Annotated in this window: 25 protein-coding genes; 10 read left to right on the top strand and 15 right to left on the bottom strand. The window is 48.1% G+C overall.

Features of this window, described 5'->3' with window-relative positions:
• Positions 1-10: 10 nt before the first annotated feature.
• On the bottom strand, positions 11-697 hold the full coding sequence (locus P3C17_RS06205; RefSeq protein WP_300928594.1) for a Crp/Fnr family transcriptional regulator: 687 nt from the start codon (positions 695-697) through the stop codon (positions 11-13).
• 102 nt (positions 698-799) lie between these two features.
• On the opposite strand from P3C17_RS06205, the gene P3C17_RS06210 reads away from it, so the two are divergent.
• The gene (locus P3C17_RS06210) at positions 800-1315 is read left to right on the top strand and encodes a DUF1569 domain-containing protein (protein ID WP_300928595.1); all 516 of its coding nucleotides are present in this window, start codon (positions 800-802) and stop codon (positions 1313-1315) included.
• 25 nt (positions 1316-1340) lie between these two features.
• On the opposite strand, the gene P3C17_RS06215 is transcribed toward P3C17_RS06210, so the two are convergent.
• Positions 1341-1763 (bottom strand): helix-turn-helix domain-containing protein, encoded by a 423-nt coding sequence (locus tag P3C17_RS06215; RefSeq protein WP_300928596.1) that lies wholly within the window; start codon positions 1761-1763, stop codon positions 1341-1343.
• An 83-nt stretch (positions 1764-1846) separates the two neighbouring features.
• Here P3C17_RS06215 and P3C17_RS06220 point away from each other — a divergent pair, with 83 nt between their 5' ends.
• Complete coding sequence (locus P3C17_RS06220) at positions 1847-2704, top strand: SDR family oxidoreductase (protein ID WP_300928597.1); 858 nt, start codon at positions 1847-1849, stop codon at positions 2702-2704.
• Positions 2705-2760: 56 nt separating this feature from the next.
• Here P3C17_RS06220 and P3C17_RS06225 read toward each other — a convergent pair whose 3' ends face one another.
• Positions 2761-4164, bottom strand: coding sequence for an ADP-ribosylglycohydrolase family protein (locus P3C17_RS06225; protein WP_300928598.1), 1404 nt, complete (start codon positions 4162-4164; stop codon positions 2761-2763).
• 425 nt (positions 4165-4589) lie between these two features.
• Here P3C17_RS06225 and P3C17_RS06230 point away from each other — a divergent pair, with 425 nt between their 5' ends.
• Together P3C17_RS06230 and P3C17_RS06235 are read left to right on the top strand one after the other, a co-directional pair.
• Positions 4590-7043 (top strand): TonB-dependent receptor, encoded by a 2454-nt coding sequence (locus P3C17_RS06230; RefSeq protein ID WP_300928599.1) that lies wholly within the window; start codon positions 4590-4592, stop codon positions 7041-7043.
• A gap of 66 nt (positions 7044-7109) precedes the next feature.
• Positions 7110-8690: a tetratricopeptide repeat-containing sulfotransferase family protein gene (locus P3C17_RS06235; RefSeq protein WP_300928600.1), complete on the top strand. Its 1581-nt coding sequence runs from the start codon at positions 7110-7112 to the stop codon at positions 8688-8690.
• A gap of 11 nt (positions 8691-8701) precedes the next feature.
• On the opposite strand, the gene P3C17_RS06240 is transcribed toward P3C17_RS06235, so the two are convergent.
• Together P3C17_RS06240 and P3C17_RS06245 are read right to left on the bottom strand one after the other, a co-directional pair.
• Complete coding sequence (locus P3C17_RS06240) at positions 8702-9406, bottom strand: hypothetical protein (RefSeq protein WP_300928601.1); 705 nt, start codon at positions 9404-9406, stop codon at positions 8702-8704.
• A gap of 74 nt (positions 9407-9480) precedes the next feature.
• Positions 9481-11013 carry an amidohydrolase family protein gene (locus P3C17_RS06245; RefSeq protein ID WP_300928602.1) on the bottom strand — a complete coding sequence of 511 codons (1533 nt, stop codon included), beginning with the start codon at positions 11011-11013 and terminating at the stop codon, positions 9481-9483.
• A 147-nt stretch (positions 11014-11160) separates the two neighbouring features.
• Here P3C17_RS06245 and P3C17_RS06250 point away from each other — a divergent pair, with 147 nt between their 5' ends.
• Positions 11161-12210 (top strand): helix-turn-helix domain-containing protein, encoded by a 1050-nt coding sequence (locus tag P3C17_RS06250; protein WP_300928603.1) that lies wholly within the window; start codon positions 11161-11163, stop codon positions 12208-12210.
• Positions 12211-12222: 12 nt separating this feature from the next.
• Here P3C17_RS06250 and P3C17_RS06255 read toward each other — a convergent pair whose 3' ends face one another.
• The gene (locus tag P3C17_RS06255; RefSeq protein ID WP_300928604.1) at positions 12223-12675 is read right to left on the bottom strand and encodes a DUF4826 family protein; all 453 of its coding nucleotides are present in this window, start codon (positions 12673-12675) and stop codon (positions 12223-12225) included.
• Positions 12676-12784: 109 nt separating this feature from the next.
• On the opposite strand from P3C17_RS06255, the gene P3C17_RS06260 reads away from it, so the two are divergent.
• Positions 12785-13453, top strand: a complete 669-nt coding sequence (locus P3C17_RS06260; RefSeq protein ID WP_300928605.1) for an RluA family pseudouridine synthase — start codon at positions 12785-12787, stop codon at positions 13451-13453.
• 54 nt (positions 13454-13507) lie between these two features.
• Here P3C17_RS06260 and P3C17_RS06265 read toward each other — a convergent pair whose 3' ends face one another.
• Positions 13508-14095: a TetR/AcrR family transcriptional regulator gene (locus P3C17_RS06265; RefSeq protein WP_300928606.1), complete on the bottom strand. Its 588-nt coding sequence runs from the start codon at positions 14093-14095 to the stop codon at positions 13508-13510.
• Between the two features lie 190 nt (positions 14096-14285).
• Between P3C17_RS06265 and P3C17_RS06270 the strand changes: the two genes are divergently transcribed.
• A complete protein-coding gene (locus P3C17_RS06270; RefSeq protein ID WP_300928607.1) occupies positions 14286-14678 on the top strand; it encodes a RidA family protein in 393 nt (130 codons plus the stop codon).
• 149 nt (positions 14679-14827) lie between these two features.
• On the opposite strand, the gene P3C17_RS06275 is transcribed toward P3C17_RS06270, so the two are convergent.
• Together P3C17_RS06275 and P3C17_RS06280 are read right to left on the bottom strand one after the other, a co-directional pair.
• Positions 14828-16000, bottom strand: coding sequence for an MFS transporter (locus P3C17_RS06275; protein WP_300928608.1), 1173 nt, complete (start codon positions 15998-16000; stop codon positions 14828-14830).
• Positions 15997-17187 carry a serine hydrolase domain-containing protein gene (locus P3C17_RS06280; protein ID WP_300928609.1) on the bottom strand — a complete coding sequence of 397 codons (1191 nt, stop codon included), beginning with the start codon at positions 17185-17187 and terminating at the stop codon, positions 15997-15999. Before P3C17_RS06280 ends, P3C17_RS06275 begins: the two co-directional genes overlap by 4 nt.
• A 126-nt stretch (positions 17188-17313) precedes the next feature.
• Here P3C17_RS06280 and P3C17_RS06285 point away from each other — a divergent pair, with 126 nt between their 5' ends.
• Positions 17314-18216, top strand: a complete 903-nt coding sequence (locus P3C17_RS06285) for a LysR family transcriptional regulator (RefSeq protein WP_300928610.1) — start codon at positions 17314-17316, stop codon at positions 18214-18216.
• A gap of 95 nt (positions 18217-18311) precedes the next feature.
• On the opposite strand, the gene P3C17_RS06290 is transcribed toward P3C17_RS06285, so the two are convergent.
• The 3 genes from P3C17_RS06290 to P3C17_RS06300 all read right to left on the bottom strand — a co-directional run bounded on the left by P3C17_RS06290 (position 18312) and on the right by P3C17_RS06300 (position 20711).
• A complete protein-coding gene (locus P3C17_RS06290; protein ID WP_300928611.1) occupies positions 18312-19292 on the bottom strand; it encodes a PA2778 family cysteine peptidase in 981 nt (326 codons plus the stop codon).
• Between the two features lie 12 nt (positions 19293-19304).
• The gene (locus P3C17_RS06295) at positions 19305-19676 is read right to left on the bottom strand and encodes a PA2779 family protein (protein WP_300928612.1); all 372 of its coding nucleotides are present in this window, start codon (positions 19674-19676) and stop codon (positions 19305-19307) included.
• A 189-nt stretch (positions 19677-19865) separates the two neighbouring features.
• A complete protein-coding gene (locus P3C17_RS06300; protein WP_300928613.1) occupies positions 19866-20711 on the bottom strand; it encodes a restriction endonuclease in 846 nt (281 codons plus the stop codon).
• 254 nt (positions 20712-20965) lie between these two features.
• On the opposite strand from P3C17_RS06300, the gene P3C17_RS06305 reads away from it, so the two are divergent.
• The gene (locus P3C17_RS06305; protein ID WP_300928614.1) at positions 20966-22450 is read left to right on the top strand and encodes a serine hydrolase domain-containing protein; all 1485 of its coding nucleotides are present in this window, start codon (positions 20966-20968) and stop codon (positions 22448-22450) included.
• Between the two features lie 91 nt (positions 22451-22541).
• On the opposite strand, the gene P3C17_RS06310 is transcribed toward P3C17_RS06305, so the two are convergent.
• The 3 genes from P3C17_RS06310 to P3C17_RS06320 all read right to left on the bottom strand — a co-directional run bounded on the left by P3C17_RS06310 (position 22542) and on the right by P3C17_RS06320 (position 24948).
• Complete coding sequence (locus tag P3C17_RS06310; protein WP_300928615.1) at positions 22542-22805, bottom strand: DnaJ domain-containing protein; 264 nt, start codon at positions 22803-22805, stop codon at positions 22542-22544.
• A 288-nt stretch (positions 22806-23093) separates the two neighbouring features.
• Positions 23094-24200, bottom strand: a complete 1107-nt coding sequence (kynU, locus tag P3C17_RS06315) for a kynureninase (RefSeq protein ID WP_300928616.1) — start codon at positions 24198-24200, stop codon at positions 23094-23096.
• Positions 24136-24948 (bottom strand): alpha/beta hydrolase, encoded by an 813-nt coding sequence (locus P3C17_RS06320; protein ID WP_300928617.1) that lies wholly within the window; start codon positions 24946-24948, stop codon positions 24136-24138. Before P3C17_RS06320 ends, kynU begins: the two co-directional genes overlap by 65 nt.
• A gap of 481 nt (positions 24949-25429) precedes the next feature.
• Between P3C17_RS06320 and P3C17_RS06325 the strand changes: the two genes are divergently transcribed.
• A complete protein-coding gene (locus tag P3C17_RS06325) occupies positions 25430-26707 on the top strand; it encodes a site-specific integrase (protein ID WP_300928618.1) in 1278 nt (425 codons plus the stop codon).
• Positions 26708-26712: the final 5 nt, after the last annotated feature.

Below are 26712 nucleotides of genomic sequence, written 5' to 3' on the forward strand. Positions count from 1 at the left end.
TAAGCAGTCGCTAAACGGCCATCTCCGCAGCTTGTTTTAACAGCTTCAAATCTAATACTTCAATTTCGGCATAACTGGTGCGGATCACGCCACTCACTACCAGTTGTTGAAGTAACTGATTAATAGTCTGGCGTGATAACGACAATAATTGCCCAAGTTGCTCTTGCTGCACCGGGATCAGATAACGCTCATCCTGCTGATGCAAACGGCATAACATCACTAAACGCCTGGCCAGACGCACTGAAGCGGGTAACAAACTGATATCTTCCAGCGCCTGAAATACTAAGCGCATTTTTTCAGTTAATAACTGGCCAAAGCGTTGCCACCAAAGCGGGTCTTGCTGCGCTAATTGCTGCAAAGCTGAATGATTCAACTGCAGCAACTGACAAGCCACACTGGCGGTCGCATCATGAGTGCGGGCTTTGCGGTCAAACAAGGCTATTTCACCTATCCAGTCACCGGCTTCCACTATGGTCAGCAATGCTTCGCGGCCTGATTGATGCACACCAGCAATCAGCAAAGCGCCGGATAACAACACATAGATGCCATCAAACTCATCACCGCGACTGAATAAACGTTGCCCTGCCCCAAGTTGCACCAGTCTGGCATGAGCTAACAATTGCTGCTGTTGGCTGGCTGATAAAGCGGCAAACCAGTGGCTGTGCTGTCGAAGCTGTAATGCAAAATGGTCGGACATAAATTAACCTGAGCTTATCAAGCTGAATAATTCAAACTGTGCACAAGGTAGGAGATCCGGATAAAATCAGCAAGTACAGCGGCGCCGGATCAAGGAAAGCAGATGAACAGAAGACAATTTTTAATAGCAGGTGCAGGTATTGCTGTGACAGCTGCTGCAGGACTGGAACTGGGCAGCAGAGGTTTTGAAGCCCATTGGGATGCATTAATTGAGCAACTGCAATGGCTGCAGAATAAAGAACTCACCAGCAGCGGCAGCTGGAATCCAAGCCAGGTATTTCAGCATCTGGCTCAAAGCGTTCAGGGCTCGTTTCAGGGTTATCCTGAACATAAAGCAGCCTGGTTCACTCATAGTATTGGACCTGTTGCCCTCAAAGCTTTTAAAACCGCAGGTGCTATGCATCACCCGCTGGATGAGGTGATCCCAGGCATGCCGCTGCTTGACGCAACCATGCCAACACAACAGGCATTGCAGACCTTATTACAAGCCTTAGAGCAATTTAGCCAGAGCACAAGCCTCACGCCACATTTTGCCTACGGTGTGCTGAATCATCAGGACTATCAGGCCGCTCATGTGATGCATATCCGTCAGCATTTACAGCACATTCAAAGCACCTGAATTCATGGCTCAGAGCGGCGGCGCTTTATGTTGTAGCATCATCCTGCTGCGCCGCTTTGTGCTGCATGATGCGGTACAAATTCTGGTTGATCCAATCCGTCATACTTTCCACTTGTTTAGCTATTTCGCTGCCCATAGGCGTCAGACTGTATTCCACATGAGGGGGAACCACAGGGAATGACTTGCGTGATACAAAGCCATCCTGTTCAAGGGCTTGCAGCGTCTGCGCCAGCATTTTCTCACTCACCCCTCCTATTTTTCGTCTCAGTTCGCTGAATCTGTGAGTCCCGGCCAGCAGAGCAACCAGAACCAGCACAGCCCAACGACTGGTCACGGTTTGCAACACCTGACGGGAAGGACAATCTGGCGAAAACACCATGCCAGGTCGTTGTAATAAAGATGCCAGCCCTGGGACTGGGAGATGCTGCTCTTTTTCTATTGCGGACATCAGACACTTACCTTTTTGTGCGTACTTACTAAAAGAAATCGTGCTTGATAGTATGCACAACGAACTCAACTCACAAGGTAAATATGATGATTGCAATTACAGGTGCTAATGGTCAGCTCGGTCGTCTTGTTATTCAGCAACTGCTGAACATAGTACCGGCCTCACAAATTATTGCAGCAGTGCGTAACCTCGAAAATGCACAGGATTTGGCCACTTTAGGTGTGCAGCTGCGCCAGGCGGACTATGACCAACCCAGTAGTCTGCAAAGTGCTTTTCATGGTGTAGACAAAGTACTGTTGATCTCTTCCAGCGAAATAGGCTGGCGTGTGCCTCAACATAAAGCTGTGATAGAAGCAGCCAAACATGCAGGTGTAAAACTACTGGCTTACACCAGCCTGCTGCACGCCGACCGATCCACCCTGGCTCTGGCCGGTGAACATCTGGCGACAGAACAGTTATTGGCGGATTCAGGCTTGCCTTACACTCTGCTGCGTAACGGCTGGTATACCGAAAACTACTTAGCCGCCATTCCGGTCGCGCTCAACTATGGCGTATTAGCGGGTTGCGCTAAAGAAGGGCGTATTGCTTCAGCAAGCAGAGCTGACTATGCAGCTGCTGCTGCCGCAGTGTTAACCAAAGAGGATCAGGCCGGACTGGTGTATGAACTAGCTGGCGATGAAGCTTATAGTCTGACGGAACTGGCGGCCGAAATTAGTCTGCAATCCGGAAAAACAGTGGTCTATCAGGATATGGCCGAAGCAGATTATTACGCCATGTTACAACAAGCAGGTTTGCCTGATGGTTTGGCCCATATTCTGGCAGACTCAGATACAGCCGCATCAAAAGGCGATTTGTTTGATCAGAGCCGGCAACTAAGTCAACTGACGGGGCAAGCAACCCTGTCATTAAAAGCGGCAGTAGCCGATGCACTAAAAAGCTGAAGGTATTTTTCTCTGAAAAGACAGTCTGTAACTCAGACTGTCTTTTTTGATTTGCGTTATAAAGGACTGACGGCTGGTGTGACAAAAGCCGGAATATGCCAACACTCTGCATCAGCAGCTGTTTTTACTGCCGTTGTTGCTGGCATATGCTGCGCTACTACCTGGTCGACAATAGCTGTAGCCATCAACGCCATCTGGTCAAAGTTATCTATGCCGTTATTGGCAAAACCTTTGCGGGTGCGGTGAATATTAAATTTGTCGGAGAAACTGCGCCCAAAAGCCTGTTCTACTCCAGATTTTCCCAGTATAAAACCATAAAGCCCACCCCAGGTTGCAGCCGGATTATCCGAATCCCAGCCGGCTAATACTGCTATTTTTATTGTCTCCTGCATATCACCTTCACCATAAAACAAGCTGACCAAACTGGCGGCAAAGTTAATACCAGCTGCAAAACAGCCATTGCAATACAGTTTCTTGTTGGTAATTTCGTAACCATCTTTCGCTTCTAGCTGATACCGCTGATACAGCTTGTCTCTGGCCTCTTCCCAGGGCATTCCGGACTGATACAAAGACCAGACATAATCAAACATCTTGGCCGGATACTGGTTTGATGGCAGCTCAGCGCGAGCCTGCTTAGCCATTCGCAGCAATTGCGGCTGTATAGCTATGGCTGGATCCACTGCAGCTGAGAGCGCATGCATCACCACATAAAAATTAGCGATATCGGCCGCTTCGCCATAAGCCGTGGTGCGTATAGGTAAATAGGCCAGTTTAGAGGCTATATCAGCACGGAAAGGCGCCAGAATGCCAAAGAGTTCAGTGGTCAGTTGGGCATCAATCATATCGTAATGCGGGTTATAAGCTGGCATACCGGTAAAGGGCGGCAAAATATTTTGCTGCATTAAATCAAAAGCTTGCTGATTCGATACCCATAAAAAGTTCTCAGCTTTGCCGTCGGCGGTTTTAAATGGTGTTTCTGTGTCTTTATAAATATGCGCCAGCCAGCCATCACGGATTTGCTCTGCACTGAGTAACGGCTGTTTGCTGTCGTGCATCAGCTTCAGATAAATATACTCAATATCACTGTCATCATCCGAGCCCCAGACTTCATCTTTATCTGCCACCACCCAATCAATAGTGTCCGATAAATTGCTGGGAATCCCCTGACCCCAGATACTGGGCTGGTCTTTTTTTTGCCAGTCCTCGCGGGTATAAAACTGCCCTGCTGGTCCCTCGCCACCAATTTTATCCATTTCAGTGACCAAGCCAGTCCAGTTGGCAATACTCAGCCCCAGCCAGAACCCATGTACTTTATCGGCATAGTGCTGCTTATCCAGTGTATAAGTGCCTGTTGCAGCCGCCGGACACAAAGAGAGTTTCTGCTGCGCAGACACAGGCGAAGCCATCAACATAACAACAAAAAACAACCCAGCAGCTATTCTGCATATAACAGACCTCATACCAGCCCCAATGAAAGCACTTACAATAACTCTGTTATCTGATGCCAGTGCCCGGCTGTCAAGCCTGGTGACAATTCAAGGTTGATAAGCTTGTGCCTGTGAGCGATGAAAAGGATCAAAAACCCCGGCACATCAGCGCATGAAAAAACTTCACTTATCGAGTAAAAATAAATCACCCATAGCTAATATGCATAAATATGAGATTCATGTAGTTTAGATTTCATACTCACCTAAGAAAAAAAACAACAATACTGCACAGATAAAGGGCTGAAACAAAATTTAAACAAAAATGGAGAAATGAATTTAATTTGTTAATTATTGAATATAAATTCATCATACAGTTTAAATGGCTATTGTTTTATGATTTTTTCTGTGTTTCCATCGGATGAAACACCAAAAAAACACGACCAATAGAGGTATTTTCCATGCAGTTTAAGCCCAGCCTGTTATCGCTGACCATAGCTTCTGTTTTAGCAGCACCTGCTATTGCTGTAAAAGCAGAAGAGTTAGCAGCACAACAACAAGAAATTGAGGTGATTAATGTCACCGCAACCCGCCGCAGCGGAACAGTGCAGGAAGCACCTCTGAATATTACAGCTCTGGACAATGATGTCATCGCCCAGCAAAACATCAGCGAACTGGCAGATATTGCCCGCTGGGTACCAGGCTTAACCATTACTGATCAAGGCGGCCGTGAAGCCTCCCCTATTATTGTGCGTGGCTTAAATACCAACTCTTCAGGCCCTGGTTCTGACGGTGGCACAGTCTCTACTTATATTGGTGAACTGCCTGCTGCTGTGGATCTGAAACTGGTCGATGTGGAGCGGGTTGAAGTGTTAATTGGCCCTCAGGGGACTCTGTATGGCGCTGGTACTTTGGGTGGCGCTATCCGTTACATTCTGAATAAACCCGAAACTGACGTCACCAGCGCCAGCATCTTTGGCGATTTATCATCGACAAAAGAAAGTGACAGCTTAGGCAAACAAGGTGGTTTTATTGTCAACCTGCCGCTGATTGACGATACATTGGCCTTGCGTGCTTCTCTGAATTATCTGAACGATCCAGGTTACATAGATTACAACTATCTGGTGCGTGAACCTGGGGTATCACTGACCGATCCGGATTGGAGTGACAGTGCTGAAGTCGCTGAAAACACCTACCGTAAAGCGGACGCCAATGGTGAACAAACCACCACTGGCCGTATAGCTTTGCGCTGGACGCCAAATGACTGGCTAGACAGCACATTAAATTACTACTTTCAGAACGAAAAAATTGAAGGCCGTGGTATTACTCATTACGACTCTCTGGGTGAACCTAATCCGCTGAAACCATTAGTTGGCAAATATGAATCAGCCTACCGCTATGAAGAACCAAACGATATTGATAACTCACTGTTAAGCCTGGAAGTCAGTGCCGACTTAGGTTTTGCCGAGCTGGTATCTGCTACGGGTTTAGCCAAAGCTGAAGAGCACGGCCAACGTGATCAAACCGACTTACTGATCCGTCTGAATTATGGTTATGAAGAGTTTCCGGCCTTCTCCGCTTTTACCCGCGAAGATGAAGAAGAGGAAGTATTCACTCAGGAACTGCGCTTAGTCTCCACAGGTGACAGTGACTGGAACTGGATTGTGGGTGCGTTTTATAACAAGTCAGAATTTGAAGGCTACAGCAGAGAGTTTACCCCAGGTTTTGATCAATACGCTCTGACTGAGTGGGAAACTGGCGGTAACCCACGTCCTGACGCTTTAGAATATATTTCTGTCGACGACACCACTGTCACTGAAAAAGCAATTTTTGGTGAACTGGGTTATCAGATGACAGAACAATTGGCTTTTACTGTCGGCGCTCGTTTTTATGACTACGATGTAAAGTCCCAGTCCGCGACCGACTTGCCGCTATATAACTCCGTCTTTGAGGGAGAACCATCAGACGCGATTAATCTGGTTTTCGAACCAGCCAATGCAGGTGACAGCGGTAACTTACTGAAATTTAATACCAACTATAAATTCACTCCGGATGTCATGGGCTATTTTACCGTTAGTGAAGGTTTCCGTATTGGTGGTTCTAACGGCGTGAGACCGTGCCCGGATCCGCTACCAGACAGACCTGAGATATGTGCTTTGCCAAACGAGCGCATTTTCACACCAGACACCACGACTAACTACGAGCTGGGTTTTAAAAGCAGTTGGTTTAAAAACAAACTGCACTTTAATGCAGCAGTATTTAATGTGGATTGGGAAGATGCTCAGGTTTCAGGTGCAACAGTCAATGGTCAGCAACCTATTGTCACCAACGCGGCGTCCGCCAATTCCAGGGGTGTTGAAATTTCAGCCCGGGCTATTTTACCCAATGGTATCAGCACTTACGCCACCTACGCTTACACCAAAGCAGAACTGACCAGCGATGCGCCATTCCTGTTTGCGGTTGTGGACGATCAAGGCACTGAGATACAAGATTTTTATGACGGTAAAGACGGTGACAGACTGCCGGGTTCACCTGAACACCAGTTCTCTTTGGGCCTGAACTATCAGACCGAAATTCTGGATGGTAAACAGTTGGATCTGACCTACGGTTTAACCTACCAAAGTGATGTGATTTCCAAAGTGGGTTTAAGAGCTGACGGTGAAACCTTGCCAGCCTATAGCCTCAGCAACGTCGCAGCCAAACTGGCTGACGACAGTTGGTCTGTTACCTTCTATGTCGATAACCTGTTTGATAAATATGCCTTTACTTCAGTCCGCCGTGATAAAGGCGACATTGGTCTGGCGACTTATCCAGAGATGAATGCAAATGATCCGGCACTGCAACGTAACTACGGTCATTTCATTTTGACGCCAATGACGGTGGGCATGAAGTTTAACTATCAGTTTGAGATCTAAGCTCAGTTGAGGTAAAACTGTTTTTTCTGAAGGGCACTGACTGTGCCCTTATTTTTCCGGAATAGTATGACTCTACAACTCGCTCCTGCTTTACGCCAACAACACCAGCACGCCATGCAACTGCTCCAGCAACGCCGTTTTAAAGAAGCGCATGCCTGTTTAGCCCAGTTGCTGGAACATCAGCCCGATCATGCTGACAGTTACTTTTTATTAGGGGTGATTAACCTTGAATATGGTCAGGTGCAGAAGTCTGTTCGTTTAATGGAAAAAGCCGTTAGCCTGCATGCGAAAGATGAGTATCTGGCTCATTTAGCCAAAGGCTACAGCCTGACAGGCGCTTTAGAAAAAGCCAAAGCCATAGCCGAAGCTTTGCCTGCAGAGCAAATTCAGCAGGCTTTAACTTTAGATACCTTAGGCGTAGCGTTAAGCCGGGTAGGTTTACATCAACTGGCGTTAAGCTATTTTCAACATGCGGTTCGTTTGCAACAAAACAAAGCCAGCTATTTATACAACCTTGGCGTGTCATTGAAGTTTGTTGGTGACTTTCCTTCAGCCAAAGCCGCTTTTGAACAGGCTTTGCAGCTCGAGCCCACTTATTATCAGGCTCATTATGCAATGAGTGATTTGGCCATGACCTCAGATCCACAGACCAGGATCAATGAGTTACAACAGGTTAAAACCAGACTGCATTCGGCTGATGCTTTATTGCATATAGGCCATGCATTGGCCAAAGAATACGAAGCCATACACAACTACCCGGCCGCTATGGCAGAGTTGGCACAGGCCAAACACTACAAATCTCAGACTCTGAATTATCAGGTCGAAGAGGATTTAGCCTTGTTTGCTGCCGCCACTCAGCATGCGGTCAGCCCTGTACTCAGTACCGCAGGCTGTCCAAGCCGCGAGCCCATTTTTATTCTCGGTATGCCCCGTTCAGGCACTACCTTAGTGGAACGTATTTTAAGCAGTCACAGCGACGTATTATCAGCAGGTGAATTGCAGGATTTTGGTTTAGCGGTCAAAGAACTGACAGCAACACCCAGTGATAAAGTAGTGGATGTAGAGACCTTAAACGCGGCTTATGCGCTGGATTTTAACGCTTTAGGCGAACGTTATCTTGAGCGCAGCAGAGTGGTGACTGGCAGCAAGCCACGTTTTATCGACAAACTGCCGTTTAACTTTTTTTATATCGATTTGATACGCCGTGCCCTGCCCAATGCCAAAATTATCTGCATGATGCGTCACCCGATGGACACCTGCCTTGGTAACTACAGAGCACTGTTTTCCCTCGGCAGTCCTTATTACCGTTATGCCTTTAATCTAAAACACACCGCACATTTTTATACCGCTTTCCACCAACTGGCTTTGTTCTGGCAACAGCAAAATTTGCCGAATTTCAGACTGCAAAGTTATGAGGCGCTGGTGCAAAACCCAGAACAACAGATTGCTGAATTACTTGAATTTTGTGATCTGGACTGGCAACAAGCTTGTTTACATAGCGAACTGAATCAGGCCCCAGTGTCTACCGCCTCCAAAGTTCAGGTGCGTGAGCCTGTGAATACAAAATCTGTCGGGCGCTGGCAGAAGTATCAGCCTATGCTGGAGCCTTTGTTGCAGCAGCTGAAAGCCGCAGGTATAGCGCTATAGAGCCTGCTGTCTTAGCGCCTCATTTCAGCCAGCAGATAAAAGTACCTGCCTTGTTCGTTACTGTCCTGAAATGCATAAGAGCTGCTATAACGCCACCAGCTTTGCGTTTGCATCGCGTTGTAAACAACAATAAAGCGCTCTGGCTCGTATTCATAACCACGAATTTCACAGATACTGGTTTTGCAGGATACTGAACTCAGCTCTACCTGACTGGCATGCTCGTGAGTGGCAAAATGGTCGGCTATTTTTAGCTCCATCTGATAAGCCCATTCGCTGTCTATGTCTTCCAGTTGATGCTGATTCAGATAATCAATAGCCTGGCCTGCTTGTTTTGCCATCAGGCTGGCAAAAGGTTCGGGTAAAAAGGAACTGGCGTGCTCAGGCTTGATAGCGGTCTCGGCAGCATCGGTGTTTTGCTCAGGTTCTTCAGTTTCAGATACTAAGTTTTGCTGTAAAGACTGCTGAGCCAACTCCTGCCTTTGATCCCGTGCAGATAATTGCTGTTCTAGATCTATGATCCTCTGCTGCAGTTGCTCCAGCCTTGTCGCATCTGCCGGAATCGACGCTTGAACCTGGGGCTCTGGCAATTCGGGCTCTACATTTTCCTGCGAAATCGAATTGGCAAGCTGCCGATTACTGCTATTTAGTTGCAAGCCGGCAAACAGACCCACAACAAATACCACTGCAGACACCATCAGAACATGGGTTGTTTTCACTTTCACTCCTGCTGAAAATTCCTTTTACAGAACCAGATTAACAGCAAGAGCACAAAAAACCAAAGCGATAGTCTTTATGGGTATTGAGTTGCCGACAATAAAGAGCGTTCCACTGCTTTGCCTTTAAGGATTACCCACTCTATTTCATCATAAGCTTGCACATTCTGCAGTGGGTTGCTATTGAGCAATAACAAATCAGCATCCAGCCCAACCGCTACCAGACCAATCTGATGATCCATGCCTAAAGCTTTGGCATTGCCACTGGTCATGGCGCTGAACAGCTGCGATAAACTCAAACCAGTGTCCAGCCAGCGATCCATTTCCCAGCGACCATTGATGCCTGGAAACTGACTATAAAAAGGACCACTTGGCGTATCGCTGCCAAACTGCAACAAAGCACCTCGCTGCTTTAAATCTGCAGTCATTTTTTTTACTGTATTCAGAGGTTGCTGATAAGCCTGCGTGATCTGTTGATACAGCTGTGCTGGATTTTTCGCTGGCGCAAAGTTGCCAGCCAGCTCTCTGTTCATCCACTGCCCTGCTTCGGTTTGATACCATTGGATCAGTGACTTAGGCATTGCATGCTGCACTTGTGGACTTTGAAAAAATGCTGGGTTCAATAATTCCTGCTCACCATAAAGCACCTGAATGGTAGGCTGAACCGCTATACCAGCTTTCACTAGTTGGTCGGCAATCTGATCCAATTTGCTGTGATTATGTTCTGGCTTTGCACCTTTATGGGTATGCCATAACCCATGCACCAAAGTATTCACTCCGCTGTCCAGCGCAAACTCATAAGCGGCCTGCGAATTACCATGCAAAAACACTGGCAGCCCTTGTTGTTTAGCCTGTGTCACTACGGCTTTCATCAGCTCGATGGACGGCACAGGTAAGTTACGTTGTGCGCCAAAACCTGTTTCATAAAATACCTTGATACAACGGGCACCCTGCTGTTTGGCTATAGCCACCACAGCCTGTGGGCTATGCTCTTCCTTGTTAAAACTGGCCGGATATACATCAGGCTGAGCCGGGTCATACAGCATGAATTGACTGCCTTTTAGCTGAAACTGGCCTTCTTTACCAAAAAACACTGCCGGATAACCATTAGGGATCACCACTGGCGCACAAAAATACGCTTTTGGACCTGCAGGCACGCTGTTCCAGCTGGCAATAAAGTTCGCATCCCCAGTTAAATCCAGCACAGTAGTAAAACCAAAATAAGCATAACTGCGTGGCATCTGGGCTCTGGCTTGTTGCAGCATAGACTCATCTTTTGCGTCATGGCCCTTGTAGCCAGGCACACCATCTAGGTGCACATGGCTGTCGATTAACCCAGGGATCAGATACTTACCAGTCGCATCAATCTGCCTGTCAGCTTGTCCAAGCTCTGTGCCTATAGCCTTAATTTTTCCGTTAGTAATCAGCACATCCTGCGCAGCTGAAGCTTGTGGGTGATTGCCAGTGATGCCGTCACTAACACCGTCACTTATAACGCGGACATTACGGATCAGCAAAGACTCAGCCTGCGCAGGTGCAATGACCATCAGCAAGGTCAAAGCGCTGATACTGGCAAAACGGCTTTTGGTAGAAATTAAAGAGTGGCGCATAAAAGTTTCCTGTTGTGATGAACTGCCAGCGACTTTGTACTTTTTGGTCCTTGTGCTCGACTCAAAACAGGATCGAGGTCTTAAAAAACAGGTTTCAGGTCGCCTTAACCAGGGCTATGATGAGGCATAATTTAAAAGGCAGATCAGATGCTTAGTTACATTACCTATATTCAGTTCGCTAATACTTTGCTTTGCCTGTTGTTAGCAGCGCAATTCTTGTTTATGACAGCTTTGCGGCCCTGGCCTAAACGTCTGCTTGGTGTTAGCTATCTGCTGTATGCCCATCAAAGTATTGTGCTGATTGCTGTGCTGCATGGACAAGCCGGTGCTTTAGGTTTGCTTCGGCCTTTGGTGGCTATGTGGCTTGGGCCTTTGTTGTATCTGTATTTTTGTCTGGTGCAAAAACCTGATGCTCAACTGCGCTGGTCTGATGTTTTGCACTTTGTCGCCGGAACTCTAGTGTTTGTGATACTGCTCAGCAGCCCAATGCTGATGAATGGCATAGACTTCGCCATCATGGCCAGTTTTATTTTGTATTTCCTGTTAATAGCTTTTCGGATGCGACAAGGAAAACAAGCCTTGCGCCATCTGGGCACTTTGGCCTCCCCTGCTTATCGCTGGTTAGCTTGTCTGATGCTGATTGCACTGATCAATATTGGCTGTGAAATAGCTGTGGTTCAGGAAATTCAGGCTGGAGTGAAACTGCAGGACTCGGTGGCACTTTTTATTTCGGGTTGCGCCTTTTTTCTGCTAAATATCGCCACTTTGCTGGCCGCTTTACAGCGCAGCAACTGGCTGGAATGGATGTATCAGCTTGGCTCACAACCTGAACAAAAAAGCCTAACACCAGAAGAGCAACAACGTGCCGCTGACATCATGCAACGCTTTGAGCAACTGGTGATTAAAGAGCAGCTGTATAAACAGGAATTTGGCATTACTTTGCCGCAAGCCGCCAAAAAACTGCAGTTACCAGCCCGTCAGTTGTCTACTGCCATTAATCAGCTGTACGGCCAGAGTTATTCGGTCTATCTGAATGATCAACGCATCCATGAGGCCAAACGTTTATTGCTGGCTGAACCTGACATGCCAGTGATTGAAGTGATGCAACAGGCCGGATTCAGCAGCAAATCTAACTTTAATAAGGAGTTTTTACGGGTTGTCGGTTTATCACCTTCAGCCTTTAGGCAGATCAACTAACCAGGCAGAGTTTTAATCCTGCTCCCACATATCCTCATCACTGGCCCAAAGCTTTAACAGTTGTGCCTGCCGTGCTAACTGTGCGGCCTGCTGGGCTAATTCACCAGTTAATACCGGACTACCAGTCCAGGCTGTGCCTTTCGCTGCAGTTGCTGCCAAAGCCGCCCACTTTTTAGCAAATGCAGCTAAAGCTTCACGAGGTTCGGCACCGTCTTCTGCGCTTAAATAATCAAAAGCCACAGGCTGCGGCTGCACACCTGTAGTATCACCGGCTAATATCCAGTGTCCAACAAAACCCGGATCCGCAGGATCTTCCACGGCCCATAAACCGACATAAGGTGCGGCATACCATTCAGGCCAGTCACAAATGACACCATGCGGAATATTCTGCGCTTTTACATAAGCTTCAATAGCGGCAAACTGCGCATCACACCAGGCCCAATCTTCTGCTTCATCCAAATTCATCGTCAAACGCCCTTGCTGGCTGAAAACCACTATTTTCACCAAGTTWAAGCAAGGCAGCAAGCTTTGATTTCAAGTACACTCTGCGCCTTGTGTAGCTTAGGTACTGAAGATGACGGTTATAGATAATTTTGTTGCCCCTGCCTGTCATCAGCCTATTGAAACGCTGTATCAGGACGACCAGATTCTGCTTATTAACAAGCCGAGCGGCTTATTGAGTTTGTCCGGTAAAAACCCACTGAATCTCGACTCTGTGCACTATCGTCTAGCTCAAATTTATCCACAGATCACATTAATACACCGACTCGACTTTGGCACCTCAGGCATTATGCTGCTGGCGTTGGATAAAACCACCAACGCCTTGTTAAGCCAGCAATTTCAGTCCCACACTGTGATCAAACGCTACCAAAGCATAGTGGCTGGTCATATAGAAAAAGATAGCGGAGTAATAGAAGCGCCCATCAGCAAAGACAAAGCTTTGTTTCCACGCTTAAAAGTTTGTTTTGAACAAGGCCAAAAAGCACTTAGCCATTATCAAGTGCTGGAACGATTGACGAACCCGGATAGAACCCGGCTGTTATTTACGCCAAAAACAGGCCGCACTCATCAGTTGCGTATTCATAGCCAGTATTTGGGCCACCCTATGCTGGGTTGTGATTTATACGGCAACGACGAAACACAAGCTATGGCTCCACGGCTGTTGTTGCATGCGTCAGAACTGGAGTTTGATCATCCGGTAACAGGGCAACGTATGACGATATCGTGCCCTTGCCCGTTTTGATCCAATACGAGGCACTTCGTAACACACTGTAAAGTCAGAAGGTTATTTTTTCTGTCATCCCTTAACCAGAAACCCTGAAGCCAGTAAATTAAATGCCTCCAGCGTTTTTGGCAGCATAGCCTGAGGATTGGCACTGGACGCTAGCCAAAGCGCTGCATTTAAGGCTGCGCCATTTAACAACATAGCGGCAGCTTCAGCATCGACTGGCTTGACTGTGCCATTTTCAATCAGCTGTTCAATGGTGTTTCTGGTCGATTGCAGGCATTTATTCTGGCTTGGCCACTGCGATGGGTCACCCAGTACAGAAGGGCCATCCAGCAATACAATTCGCCGCACTTCGGGGTCCAGTGCCTTTTCTATATAGGCTGCGCCTTCAGCTAATAAACCAGACCAGACATCCCCTGCTTTGGCTCCAACAGACTTCGCATAGTCAGCCATTTCAGAGTCAATTTGGTCGACAACAGCAGCAAGTAAACCACGTTTATCGCCAAAGTTATGATACAGCGCGCCCCGGGTTAATCCGGCTTCAGCAGTTAAGCTATCCATAGATGCGGCAGCATAACCCTGTTCAGCAAAGGCACGCCTTGCGGCGGCAATCAGCTTCTCACGGTTTTCAGCCATCTTTGTTAATCGGGTGCTCATTCGATACTCCTTTCACATACGCAATGTATGCCACTTGACATACGTGGCGTATGCGAGATATTCTACATACGCTTCGTATGTTAAACCAATTCAACATGCAGGACTATTAAAACTATCCGAATGGAGTAGTGCTACTGCACATATCAGCAGCTTCACTGTCCATCAAACCCTTTACAAAGAGAACCACACTATGATCAAAAGAGAACCCATTTTCCCAGCCAACAGACACGCACTTTATGAAGAGCATGGTTATTCAGCAGCAATTCGCTCAGGCGATCTGTTGTTTGTTTCCGGCCAGGTAGGCAGTCATGCTGACGGCAGCCCTGAAGCAGATTTCGAACTTCAGGTGGAGTTAGCCTTTGAGAACCTTAAAGCCACTTTGGCTGCTGCAGGTTGCGGCTTTGACGATATTGTCGACGTCACCACCTTTCATACCGATCCACAACATCAATTCGGCACCATTATGAAAGTGAAGCAAAAGATCTTTGGCGCCCCACCTTATCCAAACTGGACTGCGGTGGGTGTCACCTGGTTATCCGGCTTTGATTTTGAGATTAAGGTGATTGCCCGCATTCCGGGCTAGTAACGCTTATTCACTTTGACTCCAAGCTGCAATTTTGTTCCTGGATGAACACCTTCTGCCGAACACCTTATTCTACTGCTCATCAGAATAAGGTGTTCGTTCATTTCGAAACGCAGCCCATGGAACATCACCAAAAACCAACAGCTTCACTAATGTTGTGATGCCGGGAAACCATGACTCCGTGCAGCACCAGCCACCAACAAAGTGGCTATAAGCAGTATCAACAGTGCAGGTGAGAAGGAAACTGAACCATAGCGATCCAGCAGCACAGCTCCAACGAGGCCACCGCCCGCTATAGCCAGATTCCAGGCGGTAACCAGCATAGATTGTGCTACATCCGAGGCATCCCCTGCAGTTTTGGCGAGCGCAGTCTGGAACAGCGTTGCAGCGCCACCAAAAGCGAGTCCCCAGGCACCAACTGCGCTATAAACCGCCACGGGAATATCGCCGGCAATACCCAACACCAGCGCAGCCAGAGCGAACAAAACTGTGCTGACAAGTGTCAATGTCCGCAAATGACGGTCTATCAGCACACCAATAACCCAGATGCCTGACAGCGCGGTTATGCCAAAGACCAGCAGAACCAGATCGGTTCGCTCAGACATCCCTGCATCGGCCAGAAAAGCCGTTATATAGGTGTAAAGAATGTTGTGAGCTAACACAAAAGCCAGCACTACAAACAGCACCGGACGGATCCCAGGTAAAGTAAATACCAGCCCAAGCGACAGCCTTTTACCCATAGTTTGGCCAGCGAAGTCCGGTACCTTCACGCGGACCCACACAATGAGCAGAAGCGCCAACAGACTCATGATCCCGAAACAGACACGCCAACCTGCCAAGGTGCCGAGAAAGGTGCCCGCCGGAACCCCCAAAGAAAGTGCCAGCGGTGTTCCCACCATCGCAATGGCTATAGCTCGCCCTTTCAGATGCTCTGGCACCATACGGGCCGCGTAACCTGCCAATAGCGCCCATAGCAGGCCCGCCGCTACACCGGCAAGGAAGCGGGCAACCATAGTCAGGCTATAACTTGTAGAGAAGGTGGTCACCGTATTCGCGATAGCAAAACCAGCAATAGCTGCCAGTAACAAGGGACGGCGCCGTATTCCCTGTGTCATGGCTATCAACGGTATAGCAGCAAGCAGAGATCCAAGGGCATAGATGGTAACAAGCTGACCAGCAAGTGCTTCTGAAACCCCTAAACCTGCACTCATTTGTGGCAAAAGACCCGCAGGTAAAGCCTCGGTCAGTATGGTAACGAATCCTGCTAATGCCAGCGCCAGCAAAGCGGCCAGAGGCAGACGATCTGCTGTAGCGGAATTCATCGCTGCACCTCCAGCGCACTATAGACCGCATCCCGCAGATCAGTAACAAAGCGGCCAGCCATGCCCTCATACAGTGTGTTGGTGAAAGCAACCACGCTAAGTTGCTGCACCCGGTCCACAAACCAGGAATGGCCGTAAGCGCCACCCCAGCGCCAAGTCCCTTCAGACTCGGGCGAAGCGGCAAGCAAAGGATCTCGCAGCACCGAGAACCCCAAACCAAATCCAAAGCCCGGTGAATTGGGCAGTTCCAATCCGCCGGTCTGATCCCGCTCCATTTCTGTGACCAACTCGTTGGGCAGAAGTACGCCGCCCCGACGCAAGGCTTCCAGCAGGCGCATGAAATCCCCGGCCGTACCGGCCATACCCGCTCCCCCAGATAGAAAAGACTGTGCATCGAAGATACGAGCCGGGCTGTATTTGATGCCAATAGCCCCCTCAAAAGGCGAAACCGTTTCACCTTCTTTCAGTGGATGTGGTAACGGAGTGTCATTTACATAAGCGGTAGCCATGCGCTGCGGATCAGTCGCTACAAAACTGGTATCGCTCATCCCCAAGGGGCCGGTCACCAACTGATGCACCGCGACATCYAGCGAAGTGCCATGAATGCGCTCAATCAATGCGCCCAGCACATCAGTCGCCAACGAATACCCCCAGGCGGTGCCCGGTTCGTACAATAGCGGCACACTGGCGATGCGCCTAAGGTTCTCCTCCAAGCTGATGCCGGACGCATCCATCCCATCCGACACGCCAGCCATAGCGTAGGGACTGCTTTCGTCCACCTCAAAAAAGCGATAGCCCAACCCAGCCGTATGGCTAAGTAACTGCCGGGCAGTAATACGCGCCCGGCAGCCATCGGCCAATCGAGGCAGAAATTCCGGCTGCCAACGTTCAATATCTTCGTCCAGGTCGAGCCGTCCTTGTGCGACCAGCACCAATGCCGCTGCAGAGACTATGGGTTTACTCACCGAGGCCAGCCGGAAAACTGTGTCCACAGCCATAGGCCTCGCCCTCTCGCGATCAGCAAAACCTGCTGCCTGCTGGTAGATTAGTTCTCCATCACGAGCGACCAACACGACAGTACCAACCACGAGTTGATCGCTTAACGCTTGCCGGACAACAGTTTGAATACCAGCCGCCAAATGCCTGCGTGACACGGCCTGAAGCTCCGAATATCTGAGGGTAGTCATAGAAAGATCCTTAATTCAATGCTGAGGCCAGGATCATATAAAGCCAGAGATTAAAGAAAAAGTAGGATATAGTTCCACTCTATACGGAGCTATTTGTCCGCAATCAAACTAATAAACAGAGGTCACATGGACAGTTTGAATGGCTTTATCGTGTTCGTGCAGGTAGCCGAGAAGCGCAGCTTTGTTGCTGCAGGTCGGGAACTGGGTGTTTCCGCTTCTGCCGTAGGTAAGAGCGTAGTACGGCTGGAGGAAAAACTTGGCGTACGTCTGTTTAACCGCAGCACCCGCAGTGTCACGCTGACAGCAGAAGGTGTTTTATTTCTGGAGCGCAGCCGCCGCATTCTGGCCGAAATTGAGGCGGCAGAACAGGAACTATCGCAGGCCACTGTTGCACCGCGTGGACGCCTGCGCGTAAGCCTGCCGCTGGTCAGCTCGCTGGTGCTACCCGTACTTGGTGAATTTATGCGCGCATACCCACAAATCGAACTGGATCTGGACTTCACCGACCGTATGGTGGATGTAATAGCGGAAGGTTTTGATGCGGTAGTGCGTACTGGAGAGCCAGAAGATTCGCGCTTGTCAGCCAGGCGCCTGGGCAGTTTTCAGGTGAGGCTGGTCGCTTCACCTGATTATCTGGCACTCAGAGGCATACCCCAAACTCCGGCCGACTTGCTGCAACATAGTTGCCTGCACTACCGTTTTCCTAACAGTGGTAAGCTGGAAAACTGGGCGCTGAAACAGCAACCTGATGAACCCAAACTGCAACTGCCTGTTTCGATGATCTGCAACAATATAGAAACCCGCCTGTGTTTCGCGTTACAGGGCCTCGGGATCGCCTATCTGCCTGATTTTTCCATCCGCAAGCAACTAGCAGATGGAGAACTACTCCCGATCCTTGATGACTACATCAAGCGCAGCGGTGTCTTTCATATACTGTGGCCAGCAAGTAAACATCCATCACCTAAAGTACGAGCTCTGGTAGATTTTCTCTGTGCAAGGGTATTTCCTTCGGATGCAACCAAGCAGTAAGGAGCACAACTGGAAAAGAAGTTGCCGGTATTGAGGAAGGTCCACGCCATTTTTTGGTGTTTACAAACCAACATAGAGCCGCCGCACTACAGCAACTAGTTGGCTGTTTGTAGCTGGCATTGAGAGCCAGTATGGGTAGCAGAGCCTTCAGAGGCGCGAATTTGTTTCTGGCTATCCAGCAAATTGCTGTCATTCGGAGCAATTTTCAGCGCGGCTTCAATCAGTGTGGTTGCTTTAGCATGGCAACCTTGCTCACTCAGCAGCACAGCGTAATTGTTCAGATAAGATATTTCCTGCTCCGCAAAAGGCAGTCCTTTTTCAAACCACTGGGCTGCCACTAAAGGCTGGCTTGAGAAGTAATGATTACCCAATAAAAAGTACGGTAACCAATAGTCAGGCCATTGGCTTGCCGCGGTTTTAAGCGCTGTAATACCACTACTGGCCTGTTGAGTGCTGAGTAAATCCTGACTGGCTTTGGTGTAAATAAAAGGCTCAAGCTGCGAACTGCTTTTATCCGCAGGTAACATGGCTAACAGCCAGTAGTTGCCCCGCGCCCAGGTGCGTTCAAAGGTAGAAAAGTTCAGCCGATGCGCTTCAGTCACGCCGGTGTGCAAAATCACTTCTTTGCTTTGCAGGTCGTAGCCAATCACCACGGCATAATGCCACTGCGGCAGCCAGGCCAGAGAGTTGTTTTGTAGCACTATGATTGGAATATTTTCAGCAACCAGACTTAACAGTTGGTGCATGGTCCCGCGCTGCGCATAAGCGACCAGCCCAAGTTGCCGTGTTGCCGCCGACATTTCAATTTGTAGAGTGCCTTGCAAACCCGAAATAAAGGTAGTGGGCGCTATAGTGGCTGGGTCTTTTTCAAGCCCATAAAAACCAGCAACTTCAGATAAGGTGGTTGGGCCGCAAAAATAGTCTTGCTGCGGATAAAATGGGACTTGTGGGATAAGATGCTGACGAGCGATAGCAGGAGGCTCTGCCAGTAGCTGCTTGGTTTGTGGCGGCGTTTGGCAGCCTGTCAGTACAATCAACAAGCCCGCCAAAAGGCAGGCCTGTCGTAGTAAAACCATCAAACTCACGAATTAAATTGGGTTGATAAAAGGGTAAACGTCAGTCAGCCCCATTAAATCCGTTACAACCACAACCACCAATACAGTGATCACAACACCGACAATACCGCCTGCAGGCATTTCGTTCATCTGACTATTCAGCGCGCTAAGCTCTTCGGCAGTCATATTGGCGATACGTTGTTTTGCGTCAGCAGGACTTACGCCCAGCTCGATCAGTTTATTCTGCACTTCTGCACTGTCGACATAAGACAATACTTGCTGCTTGTTGAAGTTAAACTGTTGATTGGCGATGACCTGCTCTGAACTAAATACAGCAGCACTAGCCTGGCTCATACCAAGAACTAACATAGGGCACAGGATGCTGGCTTTTAAAAATTTATTCATCTTTATTTATCCTTAATCTGTTGTTTTTATAGGAAAAACCGTTTTAGATAAATCTCAGAGAGCTAACTATTTAACATTCATCTAGGGTGCACAGTAAAGCATCCATCAGGGATGCGCAACAAAGCTTATGGAAGAGCCGCTAATGTAGATAAAGATGAACCATAGTATTGACGGCTGCGCTTTGGTATTTTACACACGAGTCTCTGAATTCTGCTGTGCCTCAGCGGTTGCATCTCTAACGCCCTTACAACCAGGATAACGACTGCAGCCGTAAAAGAAGTTGCCGGTATTGGGGCCTTTTCGGGCTTTTCTCAGCAGCATATCGCTACCACATAATGGGCAACGTATATCAGCTTTTAGTTCGGAGCTGGGTTCTTTGTTGCGAATGGAATTCACCAGTAAGCGACCATCCACCAGCACTATAGATTTACCTTCTGCAAAACCTTTTGCATCAGGAGTAAATTCACCGCTGGTAACCACAATAGCGCCGGATGCCCCTTCAGCCATCATTACGCCATAGAGCTCACGCACTACAGTCACAGGAACCTTGCTGGCTTTCCATAATTTGCACTGCACCAGATAAATATCGGCACCGTCTTTGACCCGCAAATCCACGCCGCCGTCTGCACCAAAGCTGGTTTCGGCCACGCTATAGCCTAATTCCCTGAAGTACTGGCCTACCAGCAACTCAAAATCATGCCAGGATAAGGCTGCAAAAGGATCACAAGACTCTGTGTTTCTTGCAGTAGCTAAAAGTTTAACCCTTTTGCGCCGCGCAAAAAATGAAGCGGCGGCCCCAGCCAGTAAAAAGAATGGAAAAACAAAACGGCCATAAAAGCCCAAGGTCTGCAGAGCCTGATACTTCACGCCCGACAATAACTGCTCCGCATTGGTTACAACAGGAATAGGCTGCGCCGCAAGCGAATCGAGATACCAAAACACAACAACAGCCAGCGTAACTCCAACCCACCAGGGCAAAGCTGCGGCCATATTAAATAAGTCTTCCAACAGGTTAGTCTTTTTTCTGCGGGCCATCAGCACTCCATGCTTAGCAACTACAACATCACTGTTCAGTCACTTCAACTTTGGTGACTGAAAATCAAAATACGGGTACAGACTAAAGCCATAGACGAGGATGAGCAAGTGGATTGAGCAACTTTGGGTTTACCTTTTTACGAAACTATTGCTTACAGCTTCGCCATTGCAACTGCCGCTGCTTTTCAATAAGGTGAAGTAAATTAACTTGTTAGAGCCACCTTCTTGGCCGCTAACTCAAGGACGACCACTTCATGCCTGCACCACAGTTACTTGGTAAAACCCTGATGTTCCTTGTGTTATGTAGTACCTATACAGGAGCAGCTTTTGCAGCAAGTTCAGACTCTAACGGGCTAGATGAGAAAATTTCCCGCGTTGAACAAGGGCTTTCCACTTCAGTGGTTGTCAAAGGTGCATCAGCTCAAAAAATGCGGCTTGCAGATCGGATGCACTATCATCAGGTGCCTGCGGTAAGCATTGCTGTTGTAAACAATGGTCAAATTGAGTGGGCCCGCGCTTATGGGGTTAATGTTGTGGGACAACCTGCACACACCACGCCAAGCACCTTATTTCAAACCGCGTCCATCAGCAAAGCCATCAGCGCCATGGCAGCATTACATCTGGTGGAACAAGGAAAACTTCAGTTGGATGGTGATGTAAATAACCAACTGAAAAGCTGGAAGCTGCCTGACAATGAATTCACCAAAGAGCATAAAGTGAGCCTGCGGCAGTTGCTGAACCACAGTGGAGGCGTCAATGTGCATGGTTTTCATGGGTATACAGATAAGCAAACTGCACCAAACTTACTTGCAGTGCTGAATGGCGATACTCCAGCGAATTCAGCAGCGGTTCGTGTTAACGCAATACCAGGCACCCAGTGGAGCTATTCAGGTGGTGGCTACAGCATCATCCAGTTGATGATGATGGAAGCAAGCAAACAGGATTTCCCCCAGCTATTGCAAGATATCGTATTCACTCCATTAGCTATGCAACACAGTCGCTTTGCAGCACGCTTGCCAAAGCAAGATCGCAACAATGCTGCCGCAGGACATAACGGCAGCGGTGCAGCCATTCCCGGTTTGTGGCACCAATATCCTGAACTGGCAGCAGCAGGCATGTGGAGTACAGCAACAGATTTAGCAAAAATCATTATTGAAGTGCAAAAGTCGGAGGCTGGTACTTCAGACAAAATACTTTCCAGTCAAATGACCAAAACTATGTTAACTCGCGGCTTAGGTGAAACCGGCCTTGGCTTTTTTGTTGAACAACAGCAAGACAGAACCAGCTTTAGCCACAGTGGCGGCAATGAAGGATTTCGCACCTTGTTATTCGGCTACACCAAAACAGGTCAGGGTGCGGTGGTACTGACCAACAGCGACAATGGCTCAGCGTTAATTCAAGAGATATTTGCCAGTATTGCCGCCGAATACAACTGGCCTGATTTTAAGGTGGTAGAAAAATCAGTCATTGCAGCAGACGCTAAGCTCAACCAAAAATTAGCAGGCGAGTATCTGCTGCTGAACCAGCCTGCCCATGTTTTCGCCGAAGCAGATCGCCTGTATCTGCAAAGCAATTTACTCAGCAGCAATCGCCTCGAACTGCACCGCGAAGCGAACTCAAGCTTCTTCCTGACAGTCTCAAATGCCACAGTCCGCTTTGAAACAGATACTAATAATAAGCCGACAGGGTTTTCTTTGATTAGGGGTGCGAATACTTATAGGGCGACGAAAGTCCGATAGCGCAAAGTCAGCCTATTCGCCAGGTTCCAGCTTAGCTCTGGCATATCAACTACTACTGCTCCATAGCGTTTAAAAAACTACGCAGCCGTCATTAACGGCCGCTTGCGTTTGACCGGACTAATCGTAGAAAACCATGGCGGCGCGCCGCACAATATGCATCATATTTGGCACGTTTCTCAGTGCTGTGTAAGACGGCATAGGCTTCAGCAACACGTTTAAATATTTCTGCGGTATTCGGCAATTTACTGACATCAGGGTGATACTTGCGGCCAAGTTTACGGTAGGCCATTTTAATAGCTTTAGCGTCCGTCGTTGCAACAACGCCAAGCACAGTGTAATAATCTACGAATTCCATTGCGTGATCCTATCTGACGAATTCCTACAGCAAGCCTAACAGCCCCGCAAAGTGCCGCTCTGTGCGCTGACGCGCTGAATCGAAAACGGAAGACGTTGGACAACCATGGTTGTTTGAGCATCATAACTATCAAAGCTTCATCACCCGCACATTGTGTGGACCAAACTCGGATGCTAAGGCCTGAGTTAAACCAATCAAACCTGCTTTTTCAGTAACAAAACAGCGATGCCAGAATCTGCAACACCAGAATCGCTAAGCGGGTTAACGGCTTACCCGCAACGTGCAAGTTCAGGTCACTTTTTGCTTGATGGCATATTCGGGTTTTAAATACTCTTTGCTCTGTACAATATCGCTGAGTATGTCTACTGCATGCCATAAATCGACATAACGTAAATACAGCGGAGTAAAACCCAAACGCAAAATATCAGGTGCCCTGAAATCAGCTATAACACCCCGCTTAATCAGAGCCTGGCACAACTGATACGCATGGCTATGCTGATAAGCCAACTGACTTCCCCGCTCTGCTGGATCCAGAGGCGTCATCAGACTTAATTCACTCAACGCAGTCTGTTGTTGTACCAACTGATGAAAACAGTGACTTAAAGCCAGGGATTTTTCGCGAATTTGCGCCATGCTGACATCGCTGAACACCCCTAAGGCGGCATCTAAAACACTCATTGAAATCACAGCAGGAGTACCAGTTAAAAATTGTTCTATGCCGTCAGATTTAACGTACTGAGGACTAAAGCTAAAAGGGGTTTTATGTCCCATCCAGCCACTCAGCGGCTGAGTGATGTTGGCGTGATGACGCTTGGCCGCATATAAAAACGCTGGAGCGCCAGGGCCACCATTCAAATATTTGTAACCACAGCCCACTGCAAAGTCGACCTGCCATGCGTCCAGTTCAACAGGCAAGGCACCGGCACTATGAGCCAGGTCTACAATCACTAATACTCCCTGTTCGTGTGCGCGCTGGGTTAAACGCTGCACATCCAGTAAACGGCCGCTGCGAAAATCAACCTGAGTTAACATTAAGACCGCAACATCGCTGTTCAGCGCCTGTTCCAGTTCATGCTCTGGTGCCTCCAACAGCTGACAGCGTTTTTCACCTACCAGCGCGCTAAGCCCCTGCACCATATAAAGATCGGTCGGAAAATTGCCTTGCTGGGTTAACACCACAGAACGATCCGGCTGCATAAACAAGGCGCAGCTCAGCACTTTAAATAAATTCACCGACGTAGAGTCACAGCAAATCACCTGGCCACTTTCAGCGCCAATCAAACGGCCAATTTGCTCACCTACTTTTACAGGTAAATCAATCCAGTGATTGCTATTCCAGCTTTGTATTAAATCCTGACTCCATTGCCTGACCAGCACGTCCTGCGCCCGCTGCACGCAACACTGTTTTCGGATGAGCTTTGCCCTGACTTGGGCTGGCTTGTTGGTATAGCTCTGGAGCCTGCTGAACTGTCGCACCCATAAATTTAGCAGTAGCGGTTTGACAACTGTTGGTACCAAGCGAGTAACTAGCCATATCTGTAATAGCGGCTAACCCTATCACGGCTTGTACCTGTTGAGCTTTTTTCCCGGCCGCTAACTTTTCACCAGCAAGCTTTTCACCTGCTAAAAGGGCCAACTGGCCACCGGCTGAGTGTCCCATCAGGGCGATGCGATTGACATCAACGCCATACTGCTCAAACTGAGCCTGAGCATAGTCGATGCCCTGCACTATATCGTTCAAACTACCGGGCCAGCCACCGCCCTCATCACCTACCCTGCGATATTCCAACGACCATACGGCATAACCAGCCTCTGTCAAAGCCTGACTTAACGCCTTGCTATGCCCTATATCATAAGCATTCAACCAGCAGCCACCATGCACAAAAATAACCAAAGGCGGTTTAGCGTCAGCGCTGGCTTCAGGTAAAGACAACAGACCAAACTGCAAAGCTGCTTTTCCATAGGCTAATTTCATCCCCTGATTTTTTACAGGCAACGCCAAAACGCTATTAAAACTAACATTGTAAAGCGGCGTAACACTAAGTGCTGCTGACGGTTTGGCATCAGTCGCCAGCTGTGCAGGTGGCAAAGCAGCGCAGGCACTCAGTAGCCCAACACCAGCTATCCGTAGTAACCACAACACAGTGTTTTTCTTTGAAAAACAATGTGGAAGTGAAGAAAACTCAGCTGACATAACGATGCGATGCTCTTGATTAAAGACCTAAGAATATCAAAGGATTAACAATTTGAAACCGCTTTATACTGCGCATTCGGTTTTAGGCAGCAAAAGCTATTTTTGTATCTAACGAATACAACGGAGCAGCGTATTGGATCAGTGGAAAAGAGAGTATTTGTATAGATGAGAGTTGGGATCTTGGCTTGTTAATGTGGCGTATGGAACAATGATGAATATGCACAACTTATAGCTGTATATGGACAAAAGGGAATCATAAAAATTATTGGTGCCTAGGGTCGGACTCGAACCGACACGGAGTTTCCCCCGGCGGATTTTGAATGAACTGCATATATGCTTTCACTGCTATTAAATCAATAGCTTACAGCAGCATAAAACTGACCTTTCTGAAAACTTTACAAAATCAGAAGGGCTCATTTGGAGTTCTACTATGTCAAAAGTCCTTGAAAAGCACCAACTCACACCAAGCCTTAGCATCTACAAACAAAGCAATTGTCACAACTGGATTGCACGCCTAAAGCTCAATAAAACCTATTTTTCCCGCAGCACCCAAACACGCGATATACAACAGGCCATGGCCAAAGCCCACCGCCTGTACTTCGAATTTGAGGTTCGCATTGAAACAAATACCTTTGTTACTGACAACAAAAAGTTCTCATTTGTCGCTGATAAAGTTATCCATCAGATGCAGCAAGCCTTAGCTGCTGGTACTGGGAAAATGATCTATGACGATTACATAGGCGCTTTGCGCAAGTACCACATACCATTTTTTGGCAACACCTATGTCACCCGTATAGGCGTTGACCAGCTGACCGAGTTTGATCAGTGGCGTGTCGCGCAGCTTGGGCGTATCCCTGCTAAATCCACCATTCAGAACCATAACTCTGCTCTGCAAATGGTTTTCGATTATGCAGTGAAGAAAAAATGGATGCTGGTTAGCCAAGTCCCTACGCTTGAAAACAATGGCGCTGGCGGCCAGCGCCGTGCGGCTTTTAGCGTTGATGAATACCTGATAGTGCGGGAAAAAGTTGAAGAAATGCATCTTGAAAGTATCAAAGAAAGAACTCGGCAGATACGTGAGTTACTATTGGACTATATGGATTTCGCCATATTGACTGGCATGAGGCCAGGATCTGAAATGGACAACCTGACTTGGGCAGACATGCATATTGAACGGGATGCTGAGCGATGCCGTTTTTATGTCACGGTACGTAAAGGCAAGACCACTAAGTACACTGGCACCCGCGAAGTTGTCTGTAAAGAGGCCATAGTAAAGGTACTCCAACGCCTAAGCCATCGCTTCCCCAACCGACACAAAGATGATCGTTTATTCAGACTACCAGATGGTTCATCCATCAAGGAAATGCCTCGCCATTTCGACAAAGCCCTTGAATTAACTCAACTAAAGAATTCCCAACAGGGGGAAAGAAGTTTATATTCTTTACGTCACAGCTATATAACTTGGGAGCTGATAGCTCAGAATGTCAGTATTGATGTGATAGCCCGTCAATGTGGTACGGGTATCCAGATGATTGAACAGCATTACAGCCATGTTATTCCAAGAATGTTTGGCCGTGAACTGTCGGGTGTAGCGCTTGAAACCAAGAAGCTGTTAACAAAACAGTTTTCAGAGGTGGATTATGACGAACTGCTGCAAAACCAAATAGATCGATGGGCAAAAAACTACAAACGACGGGGATTTATCTAAAAGGA

Origin of the sequence: Rheinheimera sp. 1928-s, assembly GCF_029269265.1 — a bacterium.
In the GTDB taxonomy this organism is placed as follows: Bacteria; Pseudomonadota; Gammaproteobacteria; order Enterobacterales; family Alteromonadaceae; genus Pararheinheimera.